Annotated in this window: 21 protein-coding genes and 1 pseudogene; 16 read left to right on the forward strand and 6 right to left on the reverse strand. The window is 37.5% G+C overall.

The window, feature by feature from the left end:
* The 7 genes and pseudogenes from FTT84_RS08685 to FTT84_RS08715 all read left to right on the forward strand — a co-directional run.
* Nucleotides 1–98, forward strand: a pseudogene (locus FTT84_RS08685) (IS1 family transposase); the annotation flags it as partial.
* A 75-nt stretch (nucleotides 99–173) separates the two neighbouring features.
* Nucleotides 174–3,698, forward strand: coding sequence for a type VI secretion system Vgr family protein (locus tag FTT84_RS08690; protein ID WP_180081006.1), 3,525 nt, complete (start codon nucleotides 174–176; stop codon nucleotides 3,696–3,698).
* 190 nt (nucleotides 3,699–3,888) lie between these two features.
* Nucleotides 3,889–4,836, forward strand: coding sequence for a hypothetical protein (locus tag FTT84_RS08695; protein WP_180081008.1), 948 nt, complete (start codon nucleotides 3,889–3,891; stop codon nucleotides 4,834–4,836).
* Nucleotides 4,837–4,898: 62 nt separating this feature from the next.
* A complete protein-coding gene (locus FTT84_RS08700; protein ID WP_180081010.1) occupies nucleotides 4,899–5,831 on the forward strand; it encodes an IS5 family transposase in 933 nt (310 codons plus the stop codon).
* Nucleotides 5,832–5,864: 33 nt separating this feature from the next.
* Nucleotides 5,865–6,149 carry a hypothetical protein gene (locus tag FTT84_RS08705; RefSeq protein ID WP_180081012.1) on the forward strand — a complete coding sequence of 95 codons (285 nt, stop codon included), beginning with the start codon at nucleotides 5,865–5,867 and terminating at the stop codon, nucleotides 6,147–6,149.
* 82 nt (nucleotides 6,150–6,231) lie between these two features.
* Entirely contained in the window at nucleotides 6,232–6,672 is a 441-nt protein-coding gene (locus tag FTT84_RS08710; protein WP_180058871.1) for a hypothetical protein, read from the forward strand.
* Between the two features lie 9 nt (nucleotides 6,673–6,681).
* A complete protein-coding gene (locus tag FTT84_RS08715) occupies nucleotides 6,682–8,400 on the forward strand; it encodes a DUF2235 domain-containing protein (protein ID WP_067762665.1) in 1,719 nt (572 codons plus the stop codon).
* Nucleotides 8,401–8,471: 71 nt separating this feature from the next.
* Here FTT84_RS08715 and FTT84_RS08720 read toward each other — a convergent pair whose 3' ends face one another.
* Nucleotides 8,472–9,251 carry a ferredoxin--NADP reductase gene (locus tag FTT84_RS08720; RefSeq protein WP_067762664.1) on the reverse strand — a complete coding sequence of 260 codons (780 nt, stop codon included), beginning with the start codon at nucleotides 9,249–9,251 and terminating at the stop codon, nucleotides 8,472–8,474.
* Nucleotides 9,252–9,357: 106 nt separating this feature from the next.
* Between FTT84_RS08720 and tsaA the strand changes: the two genes are divergently transcribed.
* On the forward strand, nucleotides 9,358–10,065 hold the full coding sequence (gene tsaA / locus FTT84_RS08725; protein ID WP_180081014.1) for a tRNA (N6-threonylcarbamoyladenosine(37)-N6)-methyltransferase TrmO: 708 nt from the start codon (nucleotides 9,358–9,360) through the stop codon (nucleotides 10,063–10,065).
* Between the two features lie 29 nt (nucleotides 10,066–10,094).
* On the opposite strand, the gene FTT84_RS08730 is transcribed toward tsaA, so the two are convergent.
* Nucleotides 10,095–10,466 carry a hypothetical protein gene (locus tag FTT84_RS08730; RefSeq protein WP_180081016.1) on the reverse strand — a complete coding sequence of 124 codons (372 nt, stop codon included), beginning with the start codon at nucleotides 10,464–10,466 and terminating at the stop codon, nucleotides 10,095–10,097.
* A 125-nt stretch (nucleotides 10,467–10,591) separates the two neighbouring features.
* Between FTT84_RS08730 and FTT84_RS08735 the strand changes: the two genes are divergently transcribed.
* Both FTT84_RS08735 and FTT84_RS08740 read left to right on the forward strand, forming a co-directional pair.
* The gene (locus FTT84_RS08735) at nucleotides 10,592–10,987 is read left to right on the forward strand and encodes a transposase family protein (protein WP_067764127.1); all 396 of its coding nucleotides are present in this window, start codon (nucleotides 10,592–10,594) and stop codon (nucleotides 10,985–10,987) included.
* The gene (locus tag FTT84_RS08740; RefSeq protein ID WP_180081018.1) at nucleotides 10,935–11,405 is read left to right on the forward strand and encodes a transposase family protein; all 471 of its coding nucleotides are present in this window, start codon (nucleotides 10,935–10,937) and stop codon (nucleotides 11,403–11,405) included. Before FTT84_RS08735 ends, FTT84_RS08740 begins: the two co-directional genes overlap by 53 nt.
* Nucleotide 11,406: 1 nt before the next feature.
* Here the strand turns inward: FTT84_RS08740 and FTT84_RS08745 are convergent, their stop codons facing one another.
* On the reverse strand, nucleotides 11,407–11,955 hold the full coding sequence (locus FTT84_RS08745; RefSeq protein ID WP_180081020.1) for a hypothetical protein: 549 nt from the start codon (nucleotides 11,953–11,955) through the stop codon (nucleotides 11,407–11,409).
* 183 nt (nucleotides 11,956–12,138) lie between these two features.
* On the opposite strand from FTT84_RS08745, the gene FTT84_RS08750 reads away from it, so the two are divergent.
* From FTT84_RS08750 to FTT84_RS08765, 4 genes are all read left to right on the forward strand, one after another.
* Nucleotides 12,139–13,896 (forward strand): GspE/PulE family protein, encoded by a 1,758-nt coding sequence (locus FTT84_RS08750; protein ID WP_180081022.1) that lies wholly within the window; start codon nucleotides 12,139–12,141, stop codon nucleotides 13,894–13,896.
* A 129-nt stretch (nucleotides 13,897–14,025) separates the two neighbouring features.
* On the forward strand, nucleotides 14,026–14,388 hold the full coding sequence (locus FTT84_RS08755; protein WP_067762660.1) for a NirD/YgiW/YdeI family stress tolerance protein: 363 nt from the start codon (nucleotides 14,026–14,028) through the stop codon (nucleotides 14,386–14,388).
* 132 nt (nucleotides 14,389–14,520) lie between these two features.
* Nucleotides 14,521–15,189, forward strand: a complete 669-nt coding sequence (locus FTT84_RS08760; protein WP_180081024.1) for a response regulator transcription factor — start codon at nucleotides 14,521–14,523, stop codon at nucleotides 15,187–15,189.
* Nucleotides 15,190–15,192: 3 nt separating this feature from the next.
* Entirely contained in the window at nucleotides 15,193–16,515 is a 1,323-nt protein-coding gene (locus FTT84_RS08765) for a sensor histidine kinase KdpD (RefSeq protein ID WP_180057385.1), read from the forward strand.
* 141 nt (nucleotides 16,516–16,656) lie between these two features.
* Here FTT84_RS08765 and hemP read toward each other — a convergent pair whose 3' ends face one another.
* Complete coding sequence (gene hemP, locus FTT84_RS08770) at nucleotides 16,657–16,827, reverse strand: hemin uptake protein HemP (protein ID WP_067762657.1); 171 nt, start codon at nucleotides 16,825–16,827, stop codon at nucleotides 16,657–16,659.
* Nucleotides 16,828–16,966: 139 nt separating this feature from the next.
* On the opposite strand from hemP, the gene FTT84_RS08775 reads away from it, so the two are divergent.
* Nucleotides 16,967–17,866, forward strand: coding sequence for a thiamine phosphate synthase (locus tag FTT84_RS08775; protein ID WP_180057388.1), 900 nt, complete (start codon nucleotides 16,967–16,969; stop codon nucleotides 17,864–17,866).
* Between the two features lie 193 nt (nucleotides 17,867–18,059).
* On the opposite strand, the gene FTT84_RS08780 is transcribed toward FTT84_RS08775, so the two are convergent.
* Together FTT84_RS08780 and mrcB are read right to left on the reverse strand one after the other, a co-directional pair.
* Nucleotides 18,060–18,638 carry a tetratricopeptide repeat protein gene (locus tag FTT84_RS08780; RefSeq protein ID WP_257222840.1) on the reverse strand — a complete coding sequence of 193 codons (579 nt, stop codon included), beginning with the start codon at nucleotides 18,636–18,638 and terminating at the stop codon, nucleotides 18,060–18,062.
* Nucleotides 18,628–21,021 (reverse strand): penicillin-binding protein 1B, encoded by a 2,394-nt coding sequence (gene mrcB / locus FTT84_RS08785; protein ID WP_180057391.1) that lies wholly within the window; start codon nucleotides 21,019–21,021, stop codon nucleotides 18,628–18,630. Before mrcB ends, FTT84_RS08780 begins: the two co-directional genes overlap by 11 nt.
* Before the next feature lie 151 nt (nucleotides 21,022–21,172).
* Here mrcB and FTT84_RS08790 point away from each other — a divergent pair, with 151 nt between their 5' ends.
* Entirely contained in the window at nucleotides 21,173–22,111 is a 939-nt protein-coding gene (locus tag FTT84_RS08790; RefSeq protein WP_067762653.1) for an NAD(+) kinase, read from the forward strand.
* The last annotated feature ends 2 nt before the right edge of the window (nucleotides 22,112–22,113 follow it).

Consider the following 22,113-nt stretch of genomic DNA (forward strand, 5'->3'; position numbering starts at 1 on the left):
GTGGTTTTAGAAGAAGTTGTAATTTCTCCAAAAAGCTTGAAAACCATTTTAAAGCCTTCGACTTAACCTTCTTTTACATCAATAATGGCTTCATTTAATGTCAGCATACTTTTTAAAACACCACCAAATAATGATCTAATTATTTCGTATTATTACAATTTAGAATTTTAATTATGTTAAGCAATATACTTGCTGTATTAGAACAATTTGGCCTATCTGCCCAAAAACGCGCTATTCATGTTCAATTTTCCAATCCTGCTTTGGACGCAGAGATTTTTATTCAACGTATTGATGGGGAGCATGTATTGAATCAAGGCGTGCAAGCGACTTTGATTTGCCTATCCACCAATGCCCTTATTCCATTAAAACAATTTATTGGCGCACAAGTCGCAGTTGATCAAGTGACCGATCAAGGCGAACTCTTTCGTACCACGGGTATTATTACTGAAGCCACCCAAGGGCAGAGTGACGGTTCACTCACGCTATATAAACTTACTTTAGAAGATGCAACGTCGCTATGGCATAAACGCCGCAACAGCCGTGTGTTTATGAACAAATCGGTGCGTGATGTCAGTGAGACTCTGTTTAAAGAATGGCAAAGCAAAAGCCCGCTTTTTGCAGCAAGTCTAACGCTTGATCTAAGCGGTTTAAGTGAGAACTATGATGTTCGACCATTCATTATGCAGTCGAATGAAACAGACTATGATTTTTTAACGCGGCTATGGCGCAGTGAAGGTATCAACTGGTTAATTGATGAAGCGCAGCTGAAAGTGCCACATTCCTCAGCCCCAATTGAAAAACAAAAACTTCGCCTGATCGATGACAATAGCCAATATCAAGCACTCAGCCGTCGTAGTATCCGCTTTCATCGCTCTAGTGCCACAGAAAAACAAGACAGCATTACCAGCTTGATCAGTGAACGGAGTATTCAACCGACTGCGGTGCATGTGCAACGCTGGCAAGCTGATGGGCTTAGTCAAGAAGAAGGTGCTGGTTCAGTCCAAAGCAAACATCAGCATAGTCAAAGCCATGACAATGCCAGTTTAAGTCTTGAACAAGCATGGCATGTCAGCCCAGCATGGATGCAAGACTTAAAAGGTGAGGATCAAGCGACTAAAGCATCCAACAGCCAAATTGAAAAACTGAATCAGAACTTAACACGCTATAACGAATTACAGTCCAAGCAATTCGCTGCACAATCGACCGTGCGTGATGTTCAAGTTGGCTATTGGTTTGAACTGAATGAACACACAGAAATTGATCAACACACTGGCGCAGATAAAGAGTTTCTAATTACCGAAAAGAAATTCTATAACCAAAATAACTTACCCAAAGACCTCGCTGAACAAGTCAATCAACTGATTGAACAAAGTCAGTGGAAAATTAAACCGATCCATGAACAGGCAGAACGGCAAGCCAATAACTTAATTCTGCAACGACGTAATATTCCTACGGTTCCTGCATATAACCCACTCGAACACCGTCCAAGTACCCATCCGCAACGCGCCAAAGTGGTTGGGCCAAGTGGTGAAGAAATCCATGTCGATGAATGGGGACGAATTAAAGTTCGCTTCTTATTTACCCGTGGTGATGACCACAGCCATGATGGCGGTGCAGGCAGCAATGACAATGATACGGATTCTGCATGGGTAGATGTACTGACTCCATGGGCAGGTGAAGGCTATGGCGCACGCTTCTTACCGCGTATTAATGAAATCGTGGTGATAGATTTCTTTGACGGTAATATCGACCGACCATTTGTGGTGGGACGGATACATGAAGCACAGCGCAGTCCGACGCAATTTGATAGTAAAGGTAAACTGCCAGACACCAAAAAACTGGCTGGAATAAAAAGTAAGGAAGTCCAAGGTGAAGGCTATGGACAACTACGCTTTGATGACACGACTGGACAAATCTCGACACAATTACAAAGCACCCATGGTGCAACTCAGCTCAACCTCGGTAACCTCAGTCATCCGAAAGAAACTGCAGAAAGTGAAGGACGAGGCGAAGGCTTTGAACTAAGAACGGATCAATGGGGCGCAGTGCGTGCAGGACAAGGGCTACTTGTCAGTACACACCCACAACAACAAGCAGCGGCAATGCAGCTTGATGCACAAGCGGCAAAAGAACAAATCGAAGCCAACTTAAACAGCAGCAAAGCCTTAAGTGAAGTGGCGAAAAATCAACAAACTGACCCACTTGAAGTCTTGGATAATCTGAAAAACTTCCTTGGACAAATCGAAAAAGGCAGTAAAGAAAAAGCTGATGCCTTTAAACAAGCCTTAATGATTTTATCTGCACCGAACTCAATTGCTGTGAGTAGTCAGGAAGATATTCATCTTTCAGCGGATGGGCAGATCAGCCAAAGTGCAGGCGAGAGCATCAACCTCAGCAGTCAAAAATCATTAATTGCCCATGCACAAAGCAAGATCAGTCTATTTGCGGCACAAGAAGGATTACGTGCGTACGCAGGCAAAGGCAAAGTTGAAATCCAAGCTCAAGGTGATGGGGCAGACTTGATTGCACGAAAAGGTATTCAAATTATTTCTACGGAAGAAAATATTGATATAAAAAGTCCTAAGGAAATTATCCTTACTGCGGGGGGCTCTCAACTTAAAATTACCAGTGCAGGAATATTTCCAGCAACTGCGGCAAAGTTTGAAGTGAAAGCGGGGCAGCATAAGTTTGTGGGTCCTAATATAGTGAGTTTGAAATTACCAAATCTACCATTGAGTTACAAAGTTGAGCCAGAACCAATAAAATACTTACTGGTTGATAATTTGACTGATCGTATTTTAGCAGATAGAAAATATAGATTAATAGATTCTGAAAAAGGCATAGAAATAGAAGGTATTTCTAATTCATCGGGAGAAGTTGATATTCCTAATAATCAAATGGTGCTAGAAGTTTTACCAATTGATAATCGTAAATATGATTCAAGTTTAAAGGGGAAATTGCCAGTTATTATTGATAGGCCTCAAGCTGCGGATAAAGGCAAAGCAGTAATAGCGAATAATTTAGATACAGAAGCTAATGCATTAAATGCACTGTATGCGAATAACCCTACTTTAAAAGCTGAAGTGGAAGCTATGAAAAATAATGGATATAAGGTTGATTCTCTTCCTGTAATTCCAGCTGGTTCTAGAATTATTGATAGTAAAAAGCTTCTTGTGATGGCTCCTAATACAGGAAATGGAACATACAAATATCTAGACCTATTTGGTGCAACAGAGACAAGTTTCCATACTACAATTGAAAAAATGATTAATGGAAAGTATTTACCTACACAATATTTCTATGTATTTACACATGGTAATCCATCTTTAATGACTGGGACTAATGGAACTGCAATAGTATCTAAAAGAGATCCAAAAAGTTTAAAAATCTTCATAAATAGGCTAAAGGCAGCTGGATATAAAAATGGTCAAACTTTAGTTCTTGTATCTTGTAATACAGGTAATGGTACAAATCCAATTGCAGAATTGATTTCTCAGCAACCTGGTATGGGAACTGTATATGCTCCAACATCTTTAGGGTGGTACTATTCGGGATTACCTGATGTTCGTGTTTATGGTAGGTATTTAAAGACCCATACAGATAAAAAACCTGCACCTATGATAGGAGGACATATGAGAATATTTAATTCAGCAAGAATTGAACCAACTTCAGGAAGTGGTAATGGTGGAACTGGGTAATTACCCCAAGTTAGAGGAGTATTACTGTACGACCTGGACGAATCTTATCTATTTATTCCAGAAAGTATGGAAATAGTGCGAATAGTAAATGTGGTTTAAATGGTATTAGGGATGTAAATGAAATTCGAGCTAGTCACAAACTTAAAATACTTTAAGTTTGTGAAAATTGATTTTTTATCAGGTTGGTTTTATGGTTTTAAGAAAAATAACTTTAGGTATTTTAATAATACTATTAACTGCATGTGATGTGTCAGGTTCTGATTTCACAAATGATGTTAATGATGAAAAAAAGAGTTCTAATCATATGTTAAATGCTGAAAATAGACTTTCGTACCTTGATGCTAAGAAGCTTTCTATAGGTTTTTTGGGTGCAGATTTAACTGATGAAATTAAACAAAATTTGTTAATGCTTGAAAATAAAAGTAAACAATCTAATGAAATAAATGCACAATATATTTTAGCACTAATAAGTTTTTATGATGGAGATGATAAAAAAAAGGATGAAGCAATAAAAGTTTTTTATCGCTTAGCTGAAGTTGGTCATCCATATGCAGCATTAGAATTTTATAAATATGCAAAATCAGATCTAAATAATTTTAATGCTGTAAAGAAAATTATAAACTTATCAAGTAATCAGTTGAATTTTAGGCTTAATAATTTTATTAAAATGGCAATAGGGCATAATATAAATGCAGCATATTATTATTATTCTGAATATTTGATGGATAATAATGTCGTAAAGAAAAATTCTATTAATAATGAAATTGATGATTTTAAGTTTTCAAGTTTAGTTGTAGAGCATGTTTTTCTGAATACATCTAGCTATTTGGGGGATGTTGCTGACTTAGATGTATTTTTGATTTTTGCTAATCTTTTACTTAATAGTACACTTGATCATAATGATATTGTTAAAGCTAAAGCATTAGTTGCTTATTTTGATGAAAAAAATAAATTTTATGCTGAGGAGTTTGGTAATCCAAGTTATAAGGAACTTAGTCTAGTTATAAGTAAGATAAGAAATAAATATTCAATGGGAAAAATTGATGTTGATATTATTAATGCATATATTGATAAAATTAACAGTAATGATAAATTATTAATTTCAGATTGGATTGAGAGTGAAATAGATTATCTTTAGTTTTATATGGCTTTGTTGCACAAAACTAGCCTTGGGCGCTTATTCCGTAATATCATTTCAAAATGAATAAGCCTGCTCCAAAAATCTATCGTACAAGTAATTGGCTATCCTATAATCGAACCTTAATTAACCGAGGTAATATTTCCATTTGGTTTGATTCCTCTGCTCAATGGTATGCTCAACAACATGGTAAATACGGACGAAATCAGACCTATTCTGATACAGCTATTCAATGCTGCTTAATGATCAAATCTTTATTCCGTCTCTCTTTACGTATGGTCACAGGTTTTGTTCAGAGCCTTATCAAACTCTGTGGCTTGAATTGGACAGCACCAGATTACTCCACCCTTTGTAGACGACAAAAGCATATTGATATTGCGATAAGCTATCAGAAAAGTCATGATGGGTTACACCTACTTGTCGACTCTACGGGTTTAAAGTTTTTAGGTGAAGGCGAATGGAAGCGTAAAAAACATCAGCCTGAATACCGTCGGCAATGGCGTAAACTGCATATTGGTATAGATGCTGAAACACTGCAAATACGTGCCGTTCAGCTTACTACAAATAATGTCAGTGATTCACAAGTACTAGGTGATTTACTGGATCAAATTCCACTAGATGAGCGAATAGATTCTGTCTATACCGATGGCGCGTACGACACGAAGTGCTGCAGAAAAGTGATTTCAGATCGTCAAGCACATGCAGTAATTCCACCCAGAAAGAATGCCAAGCCCTGGAAAGATTCTAAAATAAGTTCAATAGAACGAAATGAGTTACTTCAAACGGTTAAACATTTAGGCAGAACCCTATGGAAAAAATGGTCGGGTTATCACCGTCGTAGTTTGGTGGAAACCAAGATGCATTGCATCAAATTATTAGGTGATAGGCTGACGGCAAGACATTTTCAAAGTCAGGTCAATGAAATTCATGCGCGTGTGGCAGTTCTGAATAGATTTACGGAATTAGGTAGACCTCGCACCCAAGTTGTGTCTTAAATTTGAATGGATTGGGGAGAACTCAGCTTTTGAATGTTTATGCAACAAAGCCATTTAAAATTAAATAATCCGTTTTTGATAAAGTCATTCAATAATTGGGACTTGTATTTATATGTTATTGAAATGCTTAAAAAGGCTAGAGAATGTTCGCTAAATGGCACTAGAGATATTTTAAATTTTATATGTTTGACATTGATTTATAAAGATAAGTTTGAAAGTGATATGTTTTTGCAAAGTGTTCTTTTAAAAGTAAAAAATAAAATCATCAATATGGATCAGGCAATGGAAGAAATTGAAGATTTGATGCAGCTGAGCTAGTGCATTTATAGTGATTTAAATACTATGAATAGTAATAAATTACTAATTTAAAAATTGTATATTTAAAATTAAGGGTAAGTTAATGAATGTTTTAAAAAAAATTGTAATGCTGCCGATTACTATAATGATGGGTCTAGTTGGGTGTAGTACAGGCTCCACAAAAACATATGTTTTGACTACAACATCTTATGGTTACGATACCAATTATATCCCCTATATCGTTGAATTAAATCAAGAAGAATTAGGAGGTGGGTTTGGTAGTGGAACGAAAAGGTCAGCAGTTTTAACTGGGTCACAATTTGTTAAATGGGGTGAAACAAATAGTTCCCGCAAACATACAGCAATCAATGTTCCTATATTAACTTCTGAAGAAATAAAAGGTAAAAAATACTTAGCAGTGCATTTATATCCGGATGATAGTGTAGAGATTACCTTATCAAATGAATTGCCTCGTGCTACTAAAAAAGGTTTAGAGTGGAGAGCAAAAATAATTGATGAATTGAATGCAAAAGAAAAAAAATAAGAGAAGACTATGTTTAATGAATTACAGAAAATAAAGAATAGTAATCATGATATTGCTAATCAGAGTCCTAATGCTAAACAGGATTGTTCTGATGTAGTTAATATTTCAGTTTTTTTTGATGGAACTGGAAATAATTTAGAGAATGATGAAAAAATTGCCAAGTTAGCTAATCCTGCAAAACTATGGCGTAATGCTATTTCTTATAGTAACTTTGAAATGCGTTCTCTAAAAACACCTATACAGTTAAGTCATCCAATTTACATTTCAGGTGTTGGAACTCCATTTAATGGAGAGATTAATAATTGGATTGACAAACAAATAGCAAATTCTCAAGATACATTTCCTACTGGTGGCGCTACTGGAGTTGGCGGATCTAGGCGCTTAGAATATGGTGAAGACCAGATTAGTGAAACGTTAACCAACGTTTTAAAACTTAAAATTGAACAAGCTGAAGCGATTCTTAAGCCACAAGTTGAGGAACGTAAAATTGAAGCTGAAGCAAAAATCGAAGCTAATTTAAACCAGCATCGATTAATTAAAAAAATCAATCTATCAATTTTTGGTTTTTCCCGCGGTGCTGCATTGGCACGAGTGTTCTCTAATGAAATGATTTGGAATAACGAAAGTAAAGATTTAAGTTTAAACTACAGTCTAGCAGGACAATCTGAAAAAATACCTTTGGATATTCAATTTCTTGGATTGTTTGATACTGTAGCTTCATTTGGTTTACCAGCTACGAATATGCCGAATAAGTTGAGCTTTAGGGGACGGGATATGGTAGTTGATCCTAGGGTTAAAAATTGCTTGCATTTGGTTGCAGGTAATGAATTAAGATTTTCTTTTCCTGTTGATTTAATACGTAAAGATGGGAAATTAGCCAATCCAAATACGTGGAAAGAAATAGTTTATCCTGGTATGCACTCAGATGTTGGAGGCGGTTATCAGCCAAATTCACAAAGTGTAGATAATAATTTTGCAAGAATACCTTTAAAACATATGATGGAAGCTGCAGTATCAGCGAATGTAAAAATTTTTGACTATTTAAAATTAGAAAGCGAACATAAAGAACTATTTGAAAAAGAATTCAAGATTAATGAAGAAACACAACAATTATTTAATTCAGTTAAAAAAGAAGTAGGTGCTTCTACTGGTGTTACAGAACATGATATCCAAAATTACATGAAATTATATTATGGCTCTTATGGAACGTTACACCGAAGAAGACAAAAACATTTAATTAATGGTGATATTGAGCAAGCAAATGCTTCGCGTTCAGTTAGCCAAATTTCTAGGGAGGAGGGTGGTTTCGAGTTTCCAACCGGACCTGCTGATATGGCAACTGAAGTTGAACGTATTAAGTGGACAAAGAACTATACTACATTTAATCAGTCAAATATTACGGGTGTAAAACACCTTTTTAGAATATTTTATCCTGCTTTTAAACTGTATGAAATGCTTGTGCATATTGATGAGTGGGAATTGGAAAGTTGGGAAAAAGACGTCTCTCAAGAAGCTGTAGATTTTTATTCAAATTATATACATGACTCTAAATATGGGTTTGTGGCAAATGTAGAGCCGTTTAGTTATTTTAGACAGCGAACTGTATATGAGCCTAATCGTAGTTGGAAAGGACGTAGAACTGATAAAAAACTTGGATCTATATATGAACAGATACAAAAAGAACCTGAAGAGAAACCCTTAGAAAGCGATTCTATATGCCAAATTTAAAATACCAAGTGGGATGAATTAGCAGTAATAAAAAACGAGGCAAAAGCCTCGTTTTATCTGATTCAAACTAATTATTTTTCAACAAATGCACGTTCGATCACGTAGTCACCCAAAACACCCATCTTAGGCGATTCTTTCAGACCGTGGTGGTCAAGTAGTGCAGCAACGTCGTCTAGGAATGCAGGTGAACCGCAAAGCATTGCACGATCAGTTTCAGGGTTGAAACGTGGAAGACCGATTTTTTCGAAAAGTTGACCAGATTCAATTGCAGTTGTTACACGACCTTGAGTATGGAATTCTTCACGCGTAACTGTTGGATAGTAAACTAACTTTTCTTTCGCGCCTAATTCACCAAAGAATTCGTGGTTAGGAATTTCATCCAAAATTAAATCTTGGTAAGCCAATTCAGAAATGAAACGTGTACCATGTACAACGATGATTTTTTCAAAACGTTCGTAAGTTTCAGGGTCACGAATCACCGAAAGAAAAGGTGCAAGACCTGTGCCTGAAGAAAGTAGGTATAAGTTTTTACCAGGGTTTAAATCATCTAGAACTAAAGTACCTGTAGGTTTTTTAGACACTAAAATTTCATCGCCAACTTTTACCTTTTGTAAAATAGACGTTAAAGGACCATCTGGAACTTTAATAGAGAAAAACTCTAATTCTTCTTCATAGTTTGCGCTTGCAATAGAATAAGCGCGCATTAAAGGCTTACCATTTACTTCTAGGCCGATCATCACAAATTGACCGTTTTTAAAACGTAACGCTGTATCGCGAGTGGTTTTAAAAGAGAATAAAGTGTCATTCCAATGGTGGACGTGAGTAATCTTTTCGACGTTAAAAGCAGCCATTAAAGGTCTCAATAAAATTATCAAATTAGAACAGCTTACTATTCTAATCTAAAATCATTCTCGATAAACTGAATATATTTAATTGAACTTATCAGAAAAAGTGATTATGACTGAGCTTAAAATGCCAATTATCGGGTATATGAAATCTCCCTACCGAGAAAAATTTGGTATTCCACGTCAGCCGAATTTGGTTCAAGTCGAATCTTATATTGAAATGGTGGAACCTTATAACGATTTATTGGCTTTCGAGGGAATTGATGATTTCAGTCATCTTTGGCTGATCTGGCAATTTCATGACAATAAGAATGTCGAATCAAATAAGTTCCGACCTCAAGTTCGTCCACCACGCTTAGGAGGCAATAAAAAAATCGGGGTATTTGCGACACGGAGTATGTATCGTCCATCACCTATGGGGCTGTCTGTTGTGCAATTTAAAGAAGTCAAAAAAGTGGGTAAAGCCGTTCACCTTTATGTCACAGGTAGTGATTTATTGGACGGTACACCAATTTTAGATATTAAGCCTTATATTCAATACTCAGATGCAATTGTAGGCGCGAACAGTAGCTATGCACAGCAAGAACCCGTGAGAAAAACAGTAATCTGGTCAGAACAAGCCGAACAACAAAAACAGCAATTAATCAAGCTGGGCAGTTTTATACCACAATTGGTAGGGGAGTTGGAGCAAGTATTAGCTTTAGATCCTCGTCCTGCATATCAGGAGGATGAAAAGCGTATTTATGGGATGAAGTTTGCTGATTTTGATGTGAAGTTTAAAGTGAATGGGATAAATATTTTGATTATTCAATTTAGTTGAGAAAGGAGCTCGAAAGCTCCTTTTGAATATTATTGTTTATATTTTTCGATAATTGCATCTATTGATTTCTGAGCTTCTTCGTTAAAGAGACTACATTCGTTTACATTCGGATCAGATTCATAGTTTTTCCCTGCTTTATTAAGATCTCCTGCATAAAATTTGCCATCTAACTCAATAAGTGCATCTTGATCTTCATCTACAAGGGGGTCGGCATTTAGATGAACTTTAAAACCTGCGAAAAGCTTTTCTTGAGTAGGTCTTCCTCCGTAATAATCTTTAACTGAAGTATAGCTACTAATGTAATAAAATGGGGTTGTTACATATTCTTCAGAAGCCGTAGATGATTCAATTTTTATGCATTCAGCACCACGACCAAATTTGGCATCTTTAAATAAAGCCATATAACTGCTTTGCTGATATTGGAAGAAATCGTTGTCAATAGATCTCTTTCATAAATCAAAAAACGATCAATCTTTTGCTGATTATCTGTACCAAATAATCTGAAATATTCATGCATAATCTGCGGATGAAATACATCGATTCAAAGAAGCTTTCTGAAACACAGTTTAAGCGATACACAGGCATCTCATGGTCAACCTTTGATTTAATGGTTGAACAACTGAAAATGCATGTTCCTGCTAAAGGTAGACCAACTAAATTGAGCATAGAAGATCAAATCCTTCTGTGCTTAAGTTATTGGCGTGAATACCGAACCTTATTCCATGTTGCAACAAGTTATGGTGTGTCAGAGCCTACTGCTTCAAGAATTGTCCGTCATGTAGAGGACTGCCTGATCAAGTCTAATCTATTTAATTTACCGAAGCATTTGCCTGAGGGCGAAGGTATTGACTGGAATGTGGTGATCGTAGATGCCACAGAAATTCCAATACAAAGACCTAAAAAAACAGAAGAAAAGCTATAGTGGAAAGAAGAAGACACATACTTTTAAAGTTCAAGCCATTATCCATTATAGAACTCAGCAAGTTCTGAGTTTATGCACGAGTCGTGGTGCAGTACATGATTTCGAGCTCTTCAAACGAAACTTGCATCAGATTCCGGCAGGTGCCTTTATCCTTGCAGATAAAGGCTATCAAGGGATTTACGCAGTGTATCCAAATAGCTTGTTACCATTAAAAGCAAAAAAGCGCTGTAAATTGAATCCTGAGCTAAAAATCTATAATCAAGAAATCAACAAAAGAAGAATTGGGATTGAGCATGTATTTGGCAGTTTAAAAACCTTCAAAATACTTGCCGAGCGATATCGTAATCGAGGAAAAAGACTGGGTTTAAGATTCAATTTAATTGCTGGAATCTATAACATGGAATTGAGTAAAAAATGACTTATGAAAGAAGTCTAATATATTCTGCTAATAACTTTCCATCTAATTGAATATTTTTAACAGTATCAGTAATCGTTAATTGATTATAGTTTTTTGAAGAATATGGTGTTTGAATCCATTGATTATTAAGTCGCTGAACAGTACCAATTTCATATCCGTATTGGGTTTTTTCACTTGGAATATCATAGTGATGATCTTTTGTTAAATAATGGTCTGCGATTTGGGGAATAAGAGCAACATTTCCAGTACGGTCGGAATAGAGTGTATTGCCAACGATCTTAATCGTTTCTTTAGCGACATTAGTCCCTATGCCAGGGTAGTAGTAGGCAGCATAGGTAGTAACTGTACTATTTTCAGTATTTCCTGTTGGAGGGTTTGTATTACCTGAGTTGTTATCAGGTGTATTGGCATTATTATTTCCAGGTGTATGACCTGTTGTATTTTCAGATGAATTGCTAGAGCTATTCTCATTCTTACTACTACCGCTACCACCACAAGCAGCTAAAGTTAAAGAAGTGGTTATACATAAAGCCAGTATTTTTATGTTCATAGTTAATCTTCTTATTGGTTGTTTGTTTTGATATTAATAAGTGCTAATAAAAGCTTAAATATTATAAATAAAATTTATAAAGATTAGTGACTTGTGTAATTTTCAAGTAATTAATGGGGTATTATAAAAGTCTTAAGCTTTTAGGTTTTCTGCTATAGTAACTCTAGCTTTGGGGACACAATAATGAAATTCGACTTTGATATAGACACAACATGGTGTCTAGAACAACTTCTAAAAGAAAATAAAATTACTGAACGTGAGCGCATGTTGGTGCAAACCACACATCGTCAACGTGAACAGTTGAAATGGCATCCTTTACAATGGATTGCCAATTTTAATTTAGTCGATCAAAGTCATCCTCAAACCACATTAACCTTGAACCGACTGTGTCAGTGGTTGGCAGAAAAAGCAGGATTACCTTTTTATATTATTGATCCTTTAAAAGCCGATGTTGCAGCATTGACCAGTGTAATGTCACAGGAGTTTGCAGTACGCAACCGAATTTTAGCTGTAGAACTGCAAAATGAACATGTCCTGATTGCTACAGATCAACCTTATAAAAGTGAATGGGTTGCTAACTTAGAGCGAAGTGTTCTACCACGTAAAATTCAACGTGTCCTTTTAAGCCCAGATCAATTGCAACGCTACTTGGTCGAATATTATCAAGTCAGTCGTGCGGTGAGTAATTCGCAAAAATCATCGAGTTATGATCGTGAAAATAAAGGGGTCGAAGCCCTACTGCAATTAGGTGATACACAAAATCCAGATGCCAATGATCAGCACATTGTCAAACTGGTCGATTGGGTGCTGCAATTTGCCTTTGAACAAGGTGCAAGTGATATACATTTAGAACCACGTAAAGACACCGGTAAAGTCCGATTCCGTATTGATGGGGTGCTGCATACCATTTATAACATGCCCGCGAATACACTCACTGCCGTGGTATCACGAATCAAAATTTTAGGACGTATGAACGTTGCTGAAAAACGTAAACCGCAAGATGGTCGACTCAAAACACGAACACCTAAAGGACAAGAAACAGAACTTCGTCTTTCAACTTTGCCAACTGCTTTTGGCGAGAAGCTGGTCATGCGTATTTTTGATCCAGAGGTTTTAGTTAGAAGCTTTCAACAACTTGGCTTCGATGGTCGCTTGTTAGATGATTGGAATACATTAACCAGTCATAGTCACGGCATTATTTTAGTGACAGGGCCTACGGGTTCGGGTAAGACCACCACCTTATATTCATCGTTAAAGCAATTGGCGACTGAAGAAGTCAATGTTTGTACCATTGAAGACCCGATTGAGATGTTAGAACCTAGCTTTAACCAAATGCAAGTTAATACAGGCATTGACCTAGGTTTTGCAGATGGTGTTCGTGCTCTCATGCGACAAGACCCTGATATTATTATGGTTGGAGAAATTCGTGACCATGATACGGCAAATATGGCGATTCAAGCGGCGCTCACAGGGCATTTAGTACTTTCAACGCTACATACGAATGATGCGCCATCAAGTTTGACGCGTTTGCATGATTTAGGCATTCAACCCTTCTTAACGGCTGCAACGATATTAGGTGTATTAGCACAGCGTTTAGTACGTCAGTTGTGTCCGCACTGTAAACGTGAAACCTTTATTAATGAGCAAGAATGGAAGCACCTTACATTTGACTATAACTTAGAAATGCCTAATTTTGTCTATGAAGCAGTAGGTTGTGATGAATGCCGTCAGACAGGTTATAAGGGGCGTGTCGGAATCTATGAATTTATGCCACTGAGTTTGGAAACTAAACAGCTGATTGGTGCAAATGCCACACTAAATCAACTGCGCCAGCAAGCGCGTAAGGAACAGATTGAGCCATTGCGTATTGCAGGTGCACGTAAAGTCTTAGCAGGTGTGACTACATTAGAAGAAGTCCTGCGTGTCGTCCCTCTAAATTAAATGATCGTTGTTTAGTACGTAGAGCTAAATTTTAAGCATCAATACTCAATATATTTATCTTAAGATTCGGCTCATCTTGCTTTGTTTTAATACTTATATCGAAACAGAGCAAGTCATAGAGAGAAGACGATGAATAAGATGAAATCTGTAGCATTAGGTTTAAGTTTGGCAACTTTAACTTCAGTTGCAATGGCAAATACGGCTGTGAATCACACTGCTGTGACACCGCTGAAAACAACCAGTGTTAAACAAGCACTCACTCAAAAAGATGACACAAAAGTACAACTTCATGGCTATGTAGTGAAATCTTTGGGTGATGAGAAATATCAATTCCAAGATAAAACCGGCAGTGTTACGGTCGAAATTGATAATGAGCTTTGGCAAGGCAAGCCTATTTCAGCAAAAACACCCGTCACATTAATTGGTGAAATAGACATTGATCATAAACCTACAAAACATGTGGAAATTGATGTCGATCATGTGAAGTTCTAAAACTATTCAAATACTTTATTTGAATATTGAAAAAACCACATCATTCGGTGTGGTTTTTTTATTGAATTCTTTTTTAATAAATCGATTTTTCGTTACACTCAAACTAAGTCAACTACTCAAAGAGGGAGCTGAATGCGTATACTTTTAGCAGAAGATGATGCTTCACAGGCAGACAGTATTAAAACCTGGCTAGAAATGGATGGTTATAGTGTTGATTGGGTTGAACGTGGCGACCATGCCTTATTGGCCATTGAACAACATGCTTATGACTGTGTATTGCTGGATCGTGGTTTGCCGAAAGCTACGGGTGAAGAAATATTAAGACGACTCAGACAAGTGTATCCACTAACACCGGTTATTTTTATTACTGCACGTGACAGTATTGCAGATCGGGTCGAGGGATTAGATTTAGGAGCACATGATTATTTAGTTAAGCCCTTTAGTTTGGAAGAGCTTTCTGCTCGAGTGAGGGCGCAGTTACGTGTACAACATCAACAAGCTGATAATCATCTGAATTTTGCTGAATTAACCTTAGATACACAGGCGAAGACATTACATAAAAATAATGAGTTAATTGCCTTAACCTCAAGAGAGTATCAAATACTGCATAAAATGATGCTGCATCCTGAACATATTATGACCCGTGAGCAGCTAGAAGAATCGCTTTATGCATGGGGCGATGAAATTGAAAGCAATGCCATCGAAGTTTTTATTTATCAATTAAGAAAGAAAATTGGCAGCCACTATATTAAAACAGTACGTGGCTTGGGATATCGCATGAATTTACCGGAATCTAGTTAAATTATGGCTGCAAAGCAAAGCGTATCATTACAAAAGCAACTGATAAAAACTTCTCTGCTCAGTGCAATTTGGGCAGGACTGATTTCATTGTTTTTGATGGTTGGTTTTGGCTTATACCATGTAATGAGTGTCCATGATGAACTGATGGATGAAGTTGCCGATATGCTTATTGCAACAGATTTAACACAAGTAAATGGTAAGCAAATAGATGAACTCAGTGAAGAGTTCGACATGCATTATCAACTTTTTCGTGGTTCAGATCTTTTAACACAATCTGAAAAAAATGAAGAAGTGAACACAACTGCTATGGCTATCGAAAATGGACATCATTTTGTATGGTCTGATGGACAATTGTGGCGTAGTTATCAACAGCAGGATGATGGTTTAACGGTACAAATTATTCAGCCGATTGAAAAGCGTGTGCTGGAAACCTTACAAAGTGTTATGGGATACGCAGGTATTCTACTGATTGTATGGTTAATACAGTGGCTACTTTTACATATTTATATTAAACGCCAGCTAAAAGTACTAAATATTTTTTCAGCCAAAATTGCACAAAAAAGCGCTGATGACTTAGCACCTATTAAATTACCTCATCCTATTTTAGACGAACTTGCTCCTATCCAAACACAGCTTAATTATTTACTCCAGCGGCTAGAATTATCCTTACAAGCGGAGCAGCGATTTACGGCGGATGCTTCACATGAGTTACGTTCACCACTTTCTGCAATACAGATGCGTCTGCAAGTATTAAAAAGAAGATATCCAGACATACAACAAGATTTAGAGGTCATTCAAAAAGATGTGACTCGCGGAACACGTGTTTTAGAAAATCTATTAATACTCGCTCGTTTAGATCCGACAGATACAGCTCAAGTGGAAAAGCAAAAGGCAGATTTGCAGCAAGTGACTTTACAGGCGTTTGAAGCTTTACAACCCTTTGCCGATGAAAAAGGTACACATTGGAAAATGAATACCTTTCCTTTGCATATCAATATGAATAGTGAGTTGATCTACACCTGCATTCGTAATTTGATTGATAACGCGATACGTTATACACCCGAGCAGGGCATGGTTCAGATTGATTTTATAGATGAGCTAAAAACCGTGATTTGGCAAATTGAAAATACAGGACTGGGCTTAACTGAACAGGAAATTCAGCGTATTGGTGAGCGCTTTTATCGAATACTCGGTAATAAAACCGAAGGTTCTGGATTAGGTGTTTCTATTGCGCAAAAAATTATTCAATTGCATCAAGGGACACTGGACATAGCCGTATCAAAACTTGGGGGGCTAAAGATTCAAATTAGATTGCCGAAAAATTAAATTGGATCTTTACTGATAATGTGCAAATGGATTGAATGGATATTTCTTTCACTGAAAAATTAAAAAGCAGCATGGCGTAACATGCTGCTTGTTTCCACGATTATTTTTATTGCGCTGATAATTATTATTTTTATCTGAAAATTATTTGGTCAGAATAAGTCGGTTATTACGTGTTAAGCGTAAGCGATATTCTTCACCCGCATGCATAATGCGAATTTCACGACCCAATGCAAATAGGTTATTTGAGTGCAGCATTGGTAGTGAATGGTGTGTTTCGTTAGTGCGTGTAAAAAAGCTAAATGGTGCGTTCATTCCGTCGACTCCGTGGTGTATTTCTGAATGGTTTAAATGATAATCATTATCGAATAGAGCTGTCAACGTTATTTTTATTAATTTATAAAAAAGTTAAATTTGCTTACACTTGGGCATCAAATGGTACAGAGCAGGGATCATGTCTAAACCACAATTAGATGTCGCTATCGCAATTTTATTACATCAAGATAAAGTACTGGTCGGTTGGCGTGAAGCAAAACAGCATCAGGGCAATAAACATGAATTCCCTGGAGGGAAAGTTGAACAGGGAGAAACTCCTTTAGCAGCTTGTCGCCGAGAAATCTTTGAAGAGGTCGGCGTCGGAATTCAAGACTGGCATGCTTTTGATTATATTCAGCATGAATATGATGATATTGTGGTGAAATTACATTTATTTCATGCGGTGGTGCCTAATGAATTGCTCAATGAAATTCAACCACCTTGGGCCTGGTATACGCGTCAACAGTTGCTTAATTTAAATTTCCCTAAAGCTAATCAGTCAATTATAAACCGCTTGGTTTGGGCAGAAAAAATAAAAATTATTGATCACTTAGAAAGTTCAATTTCTTTGTTGCCTGATTATTTATATTACTGGCGCGTCGAAGCAACTGAAAAGAATGCCGAATTTCTCAATCAACTTGAAGCTAAGTCACTTGCACAGTTAATTGTAAATATTGAACTATATAAGTTGTTAAATGTCGAAACTCAGGCTCAGATTTCAACTATTCATATTAAACAGCAGCAACTCATGCAGATGACGGCGAAGGATTTAATCATAAGTAAACGATATATTGCCGCCTGTCATGATGTAGTGTCGGCTCAATATGCCCAAAAAATAGGGTGTGATGCGGTATTACTCAGTCCGGTATTTGTAACCGCAACACATCCAGATGCGAAAGCGTTGGGCTGGGACAAATTTACAGAGATTGCAGGATCGTTGGATATCCCAGTATTTGCCTTAGGCGGCATGTCATTGGATGTAATCGAGACTGCTCAGCAACACCATGCATATGGTATTGCAGGCATTCGTTTCTTGTAATGTCTATCCATTTTAAATAGATAACGAGATAGATAGTGTTTTAAATGCTCAGTTTCGAAATATGAAGTATTCATAAATAAAATCTATCGAATCTCATACTATGCTTTTGATTGTTACTATTAATAAGTAAGTAAATGGGTTTGTAGTGTAATAAAAAAGCCTCGATGATCACGAGGCTTTTTTATGGATTTATTTAAAGTGTTTTTAACGCGTTTTGTGCTTTGCTAATGGTTGCCGTTTTCTTTTGTATTTGACCTGCTTTGAGAACCACATTCCATAATTGTTTTTTCATAGCATTGCTTTGCGCATAACTCAAACCACGGAGCGCTAATGCTTCAGCATTAGCAGGTTGGTTTTTGTGATTGGCAATCATGCCTAAATATAAAAATGTTTCGGCAGATTGGGGGGCAAGGCGTTGTGCTTGCGTTGCCGCTGCTTCAGCTTCATTCCATTTGCCATTGGTGTAAGCTGTTTGGGTATTTTGAATTAGTTTTTTAAACGCAGGTAAATCACGACCATCGTCAAATTCTTGAACTTGAGTTTTTTGTTCAGGAATAATGATACGTTGGCGTTTAATTTCAGGATGGTCATAAGGTGTAATAATAACGCCTGATGGCTCATGGATATCCACTTTTTTTTCAGGCTGGTTTATTGACGGTTTGGGGTCTAATTGTGCCTGCGGAAGGGTCTGACAGCCTGCAAGTGTCATAACCAGCATGCTAGGGAGCAACAGGGTTAAAAATGCATTTGAATGACGTAAATTAATTTGCATACTCTCCACTTGAGATAATACGAGGTTGATCAGTTGTACCCTGATTAGACTCGGATTCACTTTCACGAATGTAGTCGCCTAAACTATCATCTTGCTCATTTACAGGCTGTGTTTCTTCAGTGTTAACTGTGTAAGGTTCTACTTCATATTGTGTAGAACCACATGCAGTTGCTTGGTTTGGTATCGAGTTGCGCGATAGTGGAATGTATATCGCACCTGTACAATGTTGAGCAGATAAATTACCTGAATAACGATCTAGCCACTGCCATTGCACGCTGTCTGGTTGTCGTAAATTAACTGGTTTTTGACGCAATTGCTTCATAACATTGGTCCATACTGGCAGAGCGCCTGATGAACCAGTTAAGCCTGTTACTTTGTTATTATCTAAGCCTAACCAAACCACACTGAGGTAATTACCTGAGTAGCCTACAAACCATGAGTCACGGGTGTCGTTGGTTGTTCCTGATTTACCGGCAAGTTTAAGTGAAGTTGGAAGTGAGGCATAAGCAGAACGACCTGTACCGGCACTCATTACTTGTTGTAAGCCATAGTTCAAAATAAAGGCTGAATCAGGAGCAATGGTTGGTTGAACCGTTAAACTATAACGATCTAACATTCGACCGTTCGAGTCCACAACCGAGCGAATAGCTTTGGTTGGGTATTTAAAACCACCAGTAGCGAAGTTGCCATAAATACTCATGACTTCCATAGGTGACATATCAATGGCACCTAAGTAAATAGATGGGTAATTCGGAATATTCGAAGTCACACCAAACTTTTTCAAATGATTGATGAACGTCGACATCCCAAATTCTTGACCTAAGCGCACGGCTGAAAGGTTATAAGAATTAGCGAGCGCATCAACCATTGGCACGACACCATGTGCGCCGCCACTGTAGTTTTTCGGTGTCCATGCTTTACCATCACTTTGTACGCTAATCGGGCTGTCTTCAATTTGACTTGCCCAGTTATAGCGATTTGATTCAATTGCGCTTAAGTAGATAACGGGTTTTAGCAGTGAGCCCACTTGGCGTTTGGCATCCATCGTTCGGTTGAAGCCAGTAAAATCTTGGGTAGAACCGACAGCAGCGACCAATTCACCATTTTCAGGATGTGACACCAATACCGCACCTTGCAAGTCTTTTAACCGTGCAGGATTGGCATTACTTAAACGTTGTACTGAGGCTTTAAAGGCATCCTGTACATGAGTTTGTGCAATTGGATCCATAGTGGTGAAAATACGCAAACCTTGATTGGTCAAATCACTTTCTTGATATTCGGTACGTAGTTGACGACGTACAATATCCATAAAGTCAGGGAAGCGAGAAGGGCCAAGTGTTGGTTTTGAAATAACATTTAAAGGACGTGCAGACTCAGTTTCATATTGTTCCTGAGTTAAGTAGCCCATGACCACCATATTATTCAATACGATGTTGCGACGTTTGGTTGCAAGTTCAGGGTTTTTCCATGGATTATATAGGGTAGGGCCTTGAACTAAGCCAACCAAATAAGCTTGTTGTGCAATATTGAGTTCACGAAGAGGTAAACCAAAATAGAACTGTGAAGCTAGACCATACCCATTAATAGAATAGTTACCGTTCTGGCCTAAGTTCACTTCATTTAAGTAAGCTTCTAAAATTTCATCTTTGTCGTAATGTAGCTCAATTAACATTGCCATTAAGGCTTCATTGGCTTTACGTTTGATGGTCTTTTCAGGAGATAAATAGAAGTTTTTCACCAACTGTTGCGTTAGTGTCGAACCACCTTGACGCTTACCACCAGTCACATTACTTACAATTGCACGCGCTGTACCACGGAATGAAATACCATGGTGCTGATAGAAATTACGGTCTTCCGTTGCGATTAGAGCTTGGATTAAAGGTTTTGGCACTTTATCCAATTTAATCAATACACGGTCTTCGTTGTGCTGCGGGAAAATACCGCCAATCAGCATGGGTTCTAAACGTGCAATACCACTACTAGAAGGTTTAGTTGCACTCACCTCGGTAATTTGGTCTGCACCAAAAGTAATTTTAAGAACTTGTTCAGGGTCGACACTATCACCAAAGTCAAAACCTCGGGTATGAATATAGGTCACATTCCCAGAAGTAACATAATTGCCCGTTTTGGCATAGCTGTCTTGTGATTTATAACCCAATAGTTTGAGTTCTTCGTTCAAATCAGCTTGGCTCACAGGGGCATTGGTATAAATTTCTAAAGGACGAGCGAATACCTTAGCTGGAATGTCCCAACGTTGTCCTTCAAATTTATCCCGTACGATATTATCAAGACGAATGAGATAAATGCTGAACACTAAAAATCCGCCGATAACCAGCAGCGAAAAAATAAGTGCAATTAAGCCTATGCCACGTTCAGACTTCATAAATACTGATAAGACCCTGAGAAATTTTGCTAATCATGCGAAGCTTTTCAGTATTTTGCAATATTTAAACTGTTATATGTATGCAAAATATGAGAAGAAAAGCATTAACAATGGAACTTTAAAGTTTTTTTAAATCATAAGTGTTAATGATATGATAAGGCTGAGGCGAAGCGGAGCTATGGCGCAGGTGCAAATTTCACATAAATCATTTCGAAACATTGGGTTGATTGGTCGTCCAGACAAATCTTCGGTAATCGAAACCTTATGTCTGATTCATGATCATCTTTTAAGTTTAGGATTACATCCTGTATTTGATACGCAAACAGCACAATTGGTTCCTTATGCCAATACACAAACGGTCAGCCGCGCATTATTGGGTGAAGTGGTCGATTTAGTGATTGTGGTTGGTGGTGATGGCTCATTACTCCACGCTGCACGTGCATTGGTGAAATATAATACGCCAGTGATTGGTGTAAACCGTGGTCGTTTAGGTTTCTTAACCGATATCAAGCCGACAGAAGTCATCTTTAAGTTAGATCAGGTATTAAAAGGTGAATTCCAACTAGATCGACGCTTTTTATTGGAGATGGAAGTTCGCTCCAAAGGTGAATCGATTTATAATGCGATTGCATTGAATGATATTGTGTTGCACTCAGGTAAATCTGTGCACATGATCGATTTTGAACTGAATATTGATGGTCAATATGTGTATCGCCAGCACAGTGATGGATTGATTGTTTCAACCCCAACTGGTTCTACGGCTTATGCGCTTTCAGGTGGTGGACCGATTGTTCATCCAAGTATGGATGCTATTGCACTGGTACCAATGCATCCACATACCTTGTCATCACGTCCGATTGTTGTGGGCGGACAAAGTGAAATTAAACTTGTCATTCGTGAAAACCGTGTACTGCCAATGGTGAGTGCAGACGGTCAACATAGTGTCTCAATGGGTGTAGGCGATACTTTACATATTCGCAAACATCCATTTAAGCTGAATTTATTGCATCCACCTGGTTATGACTTCTATATGGCATGTCGGACTAAACTGGGATGGAACCAAGATTTTGACTTATTAAAGCAGGATTAAAT

It is taken from the genome of Acinetobacter sp. YH01019 (genome assembly GCF_013420285.1).
Taxonomy (GTDB): domain Bacteria; phylum Pseudomonadota; class Gammaproteobacteria; order Pseudomonadales; family Moraxellaceae; genus Acinetobacter; species Acinetobacter gandensis.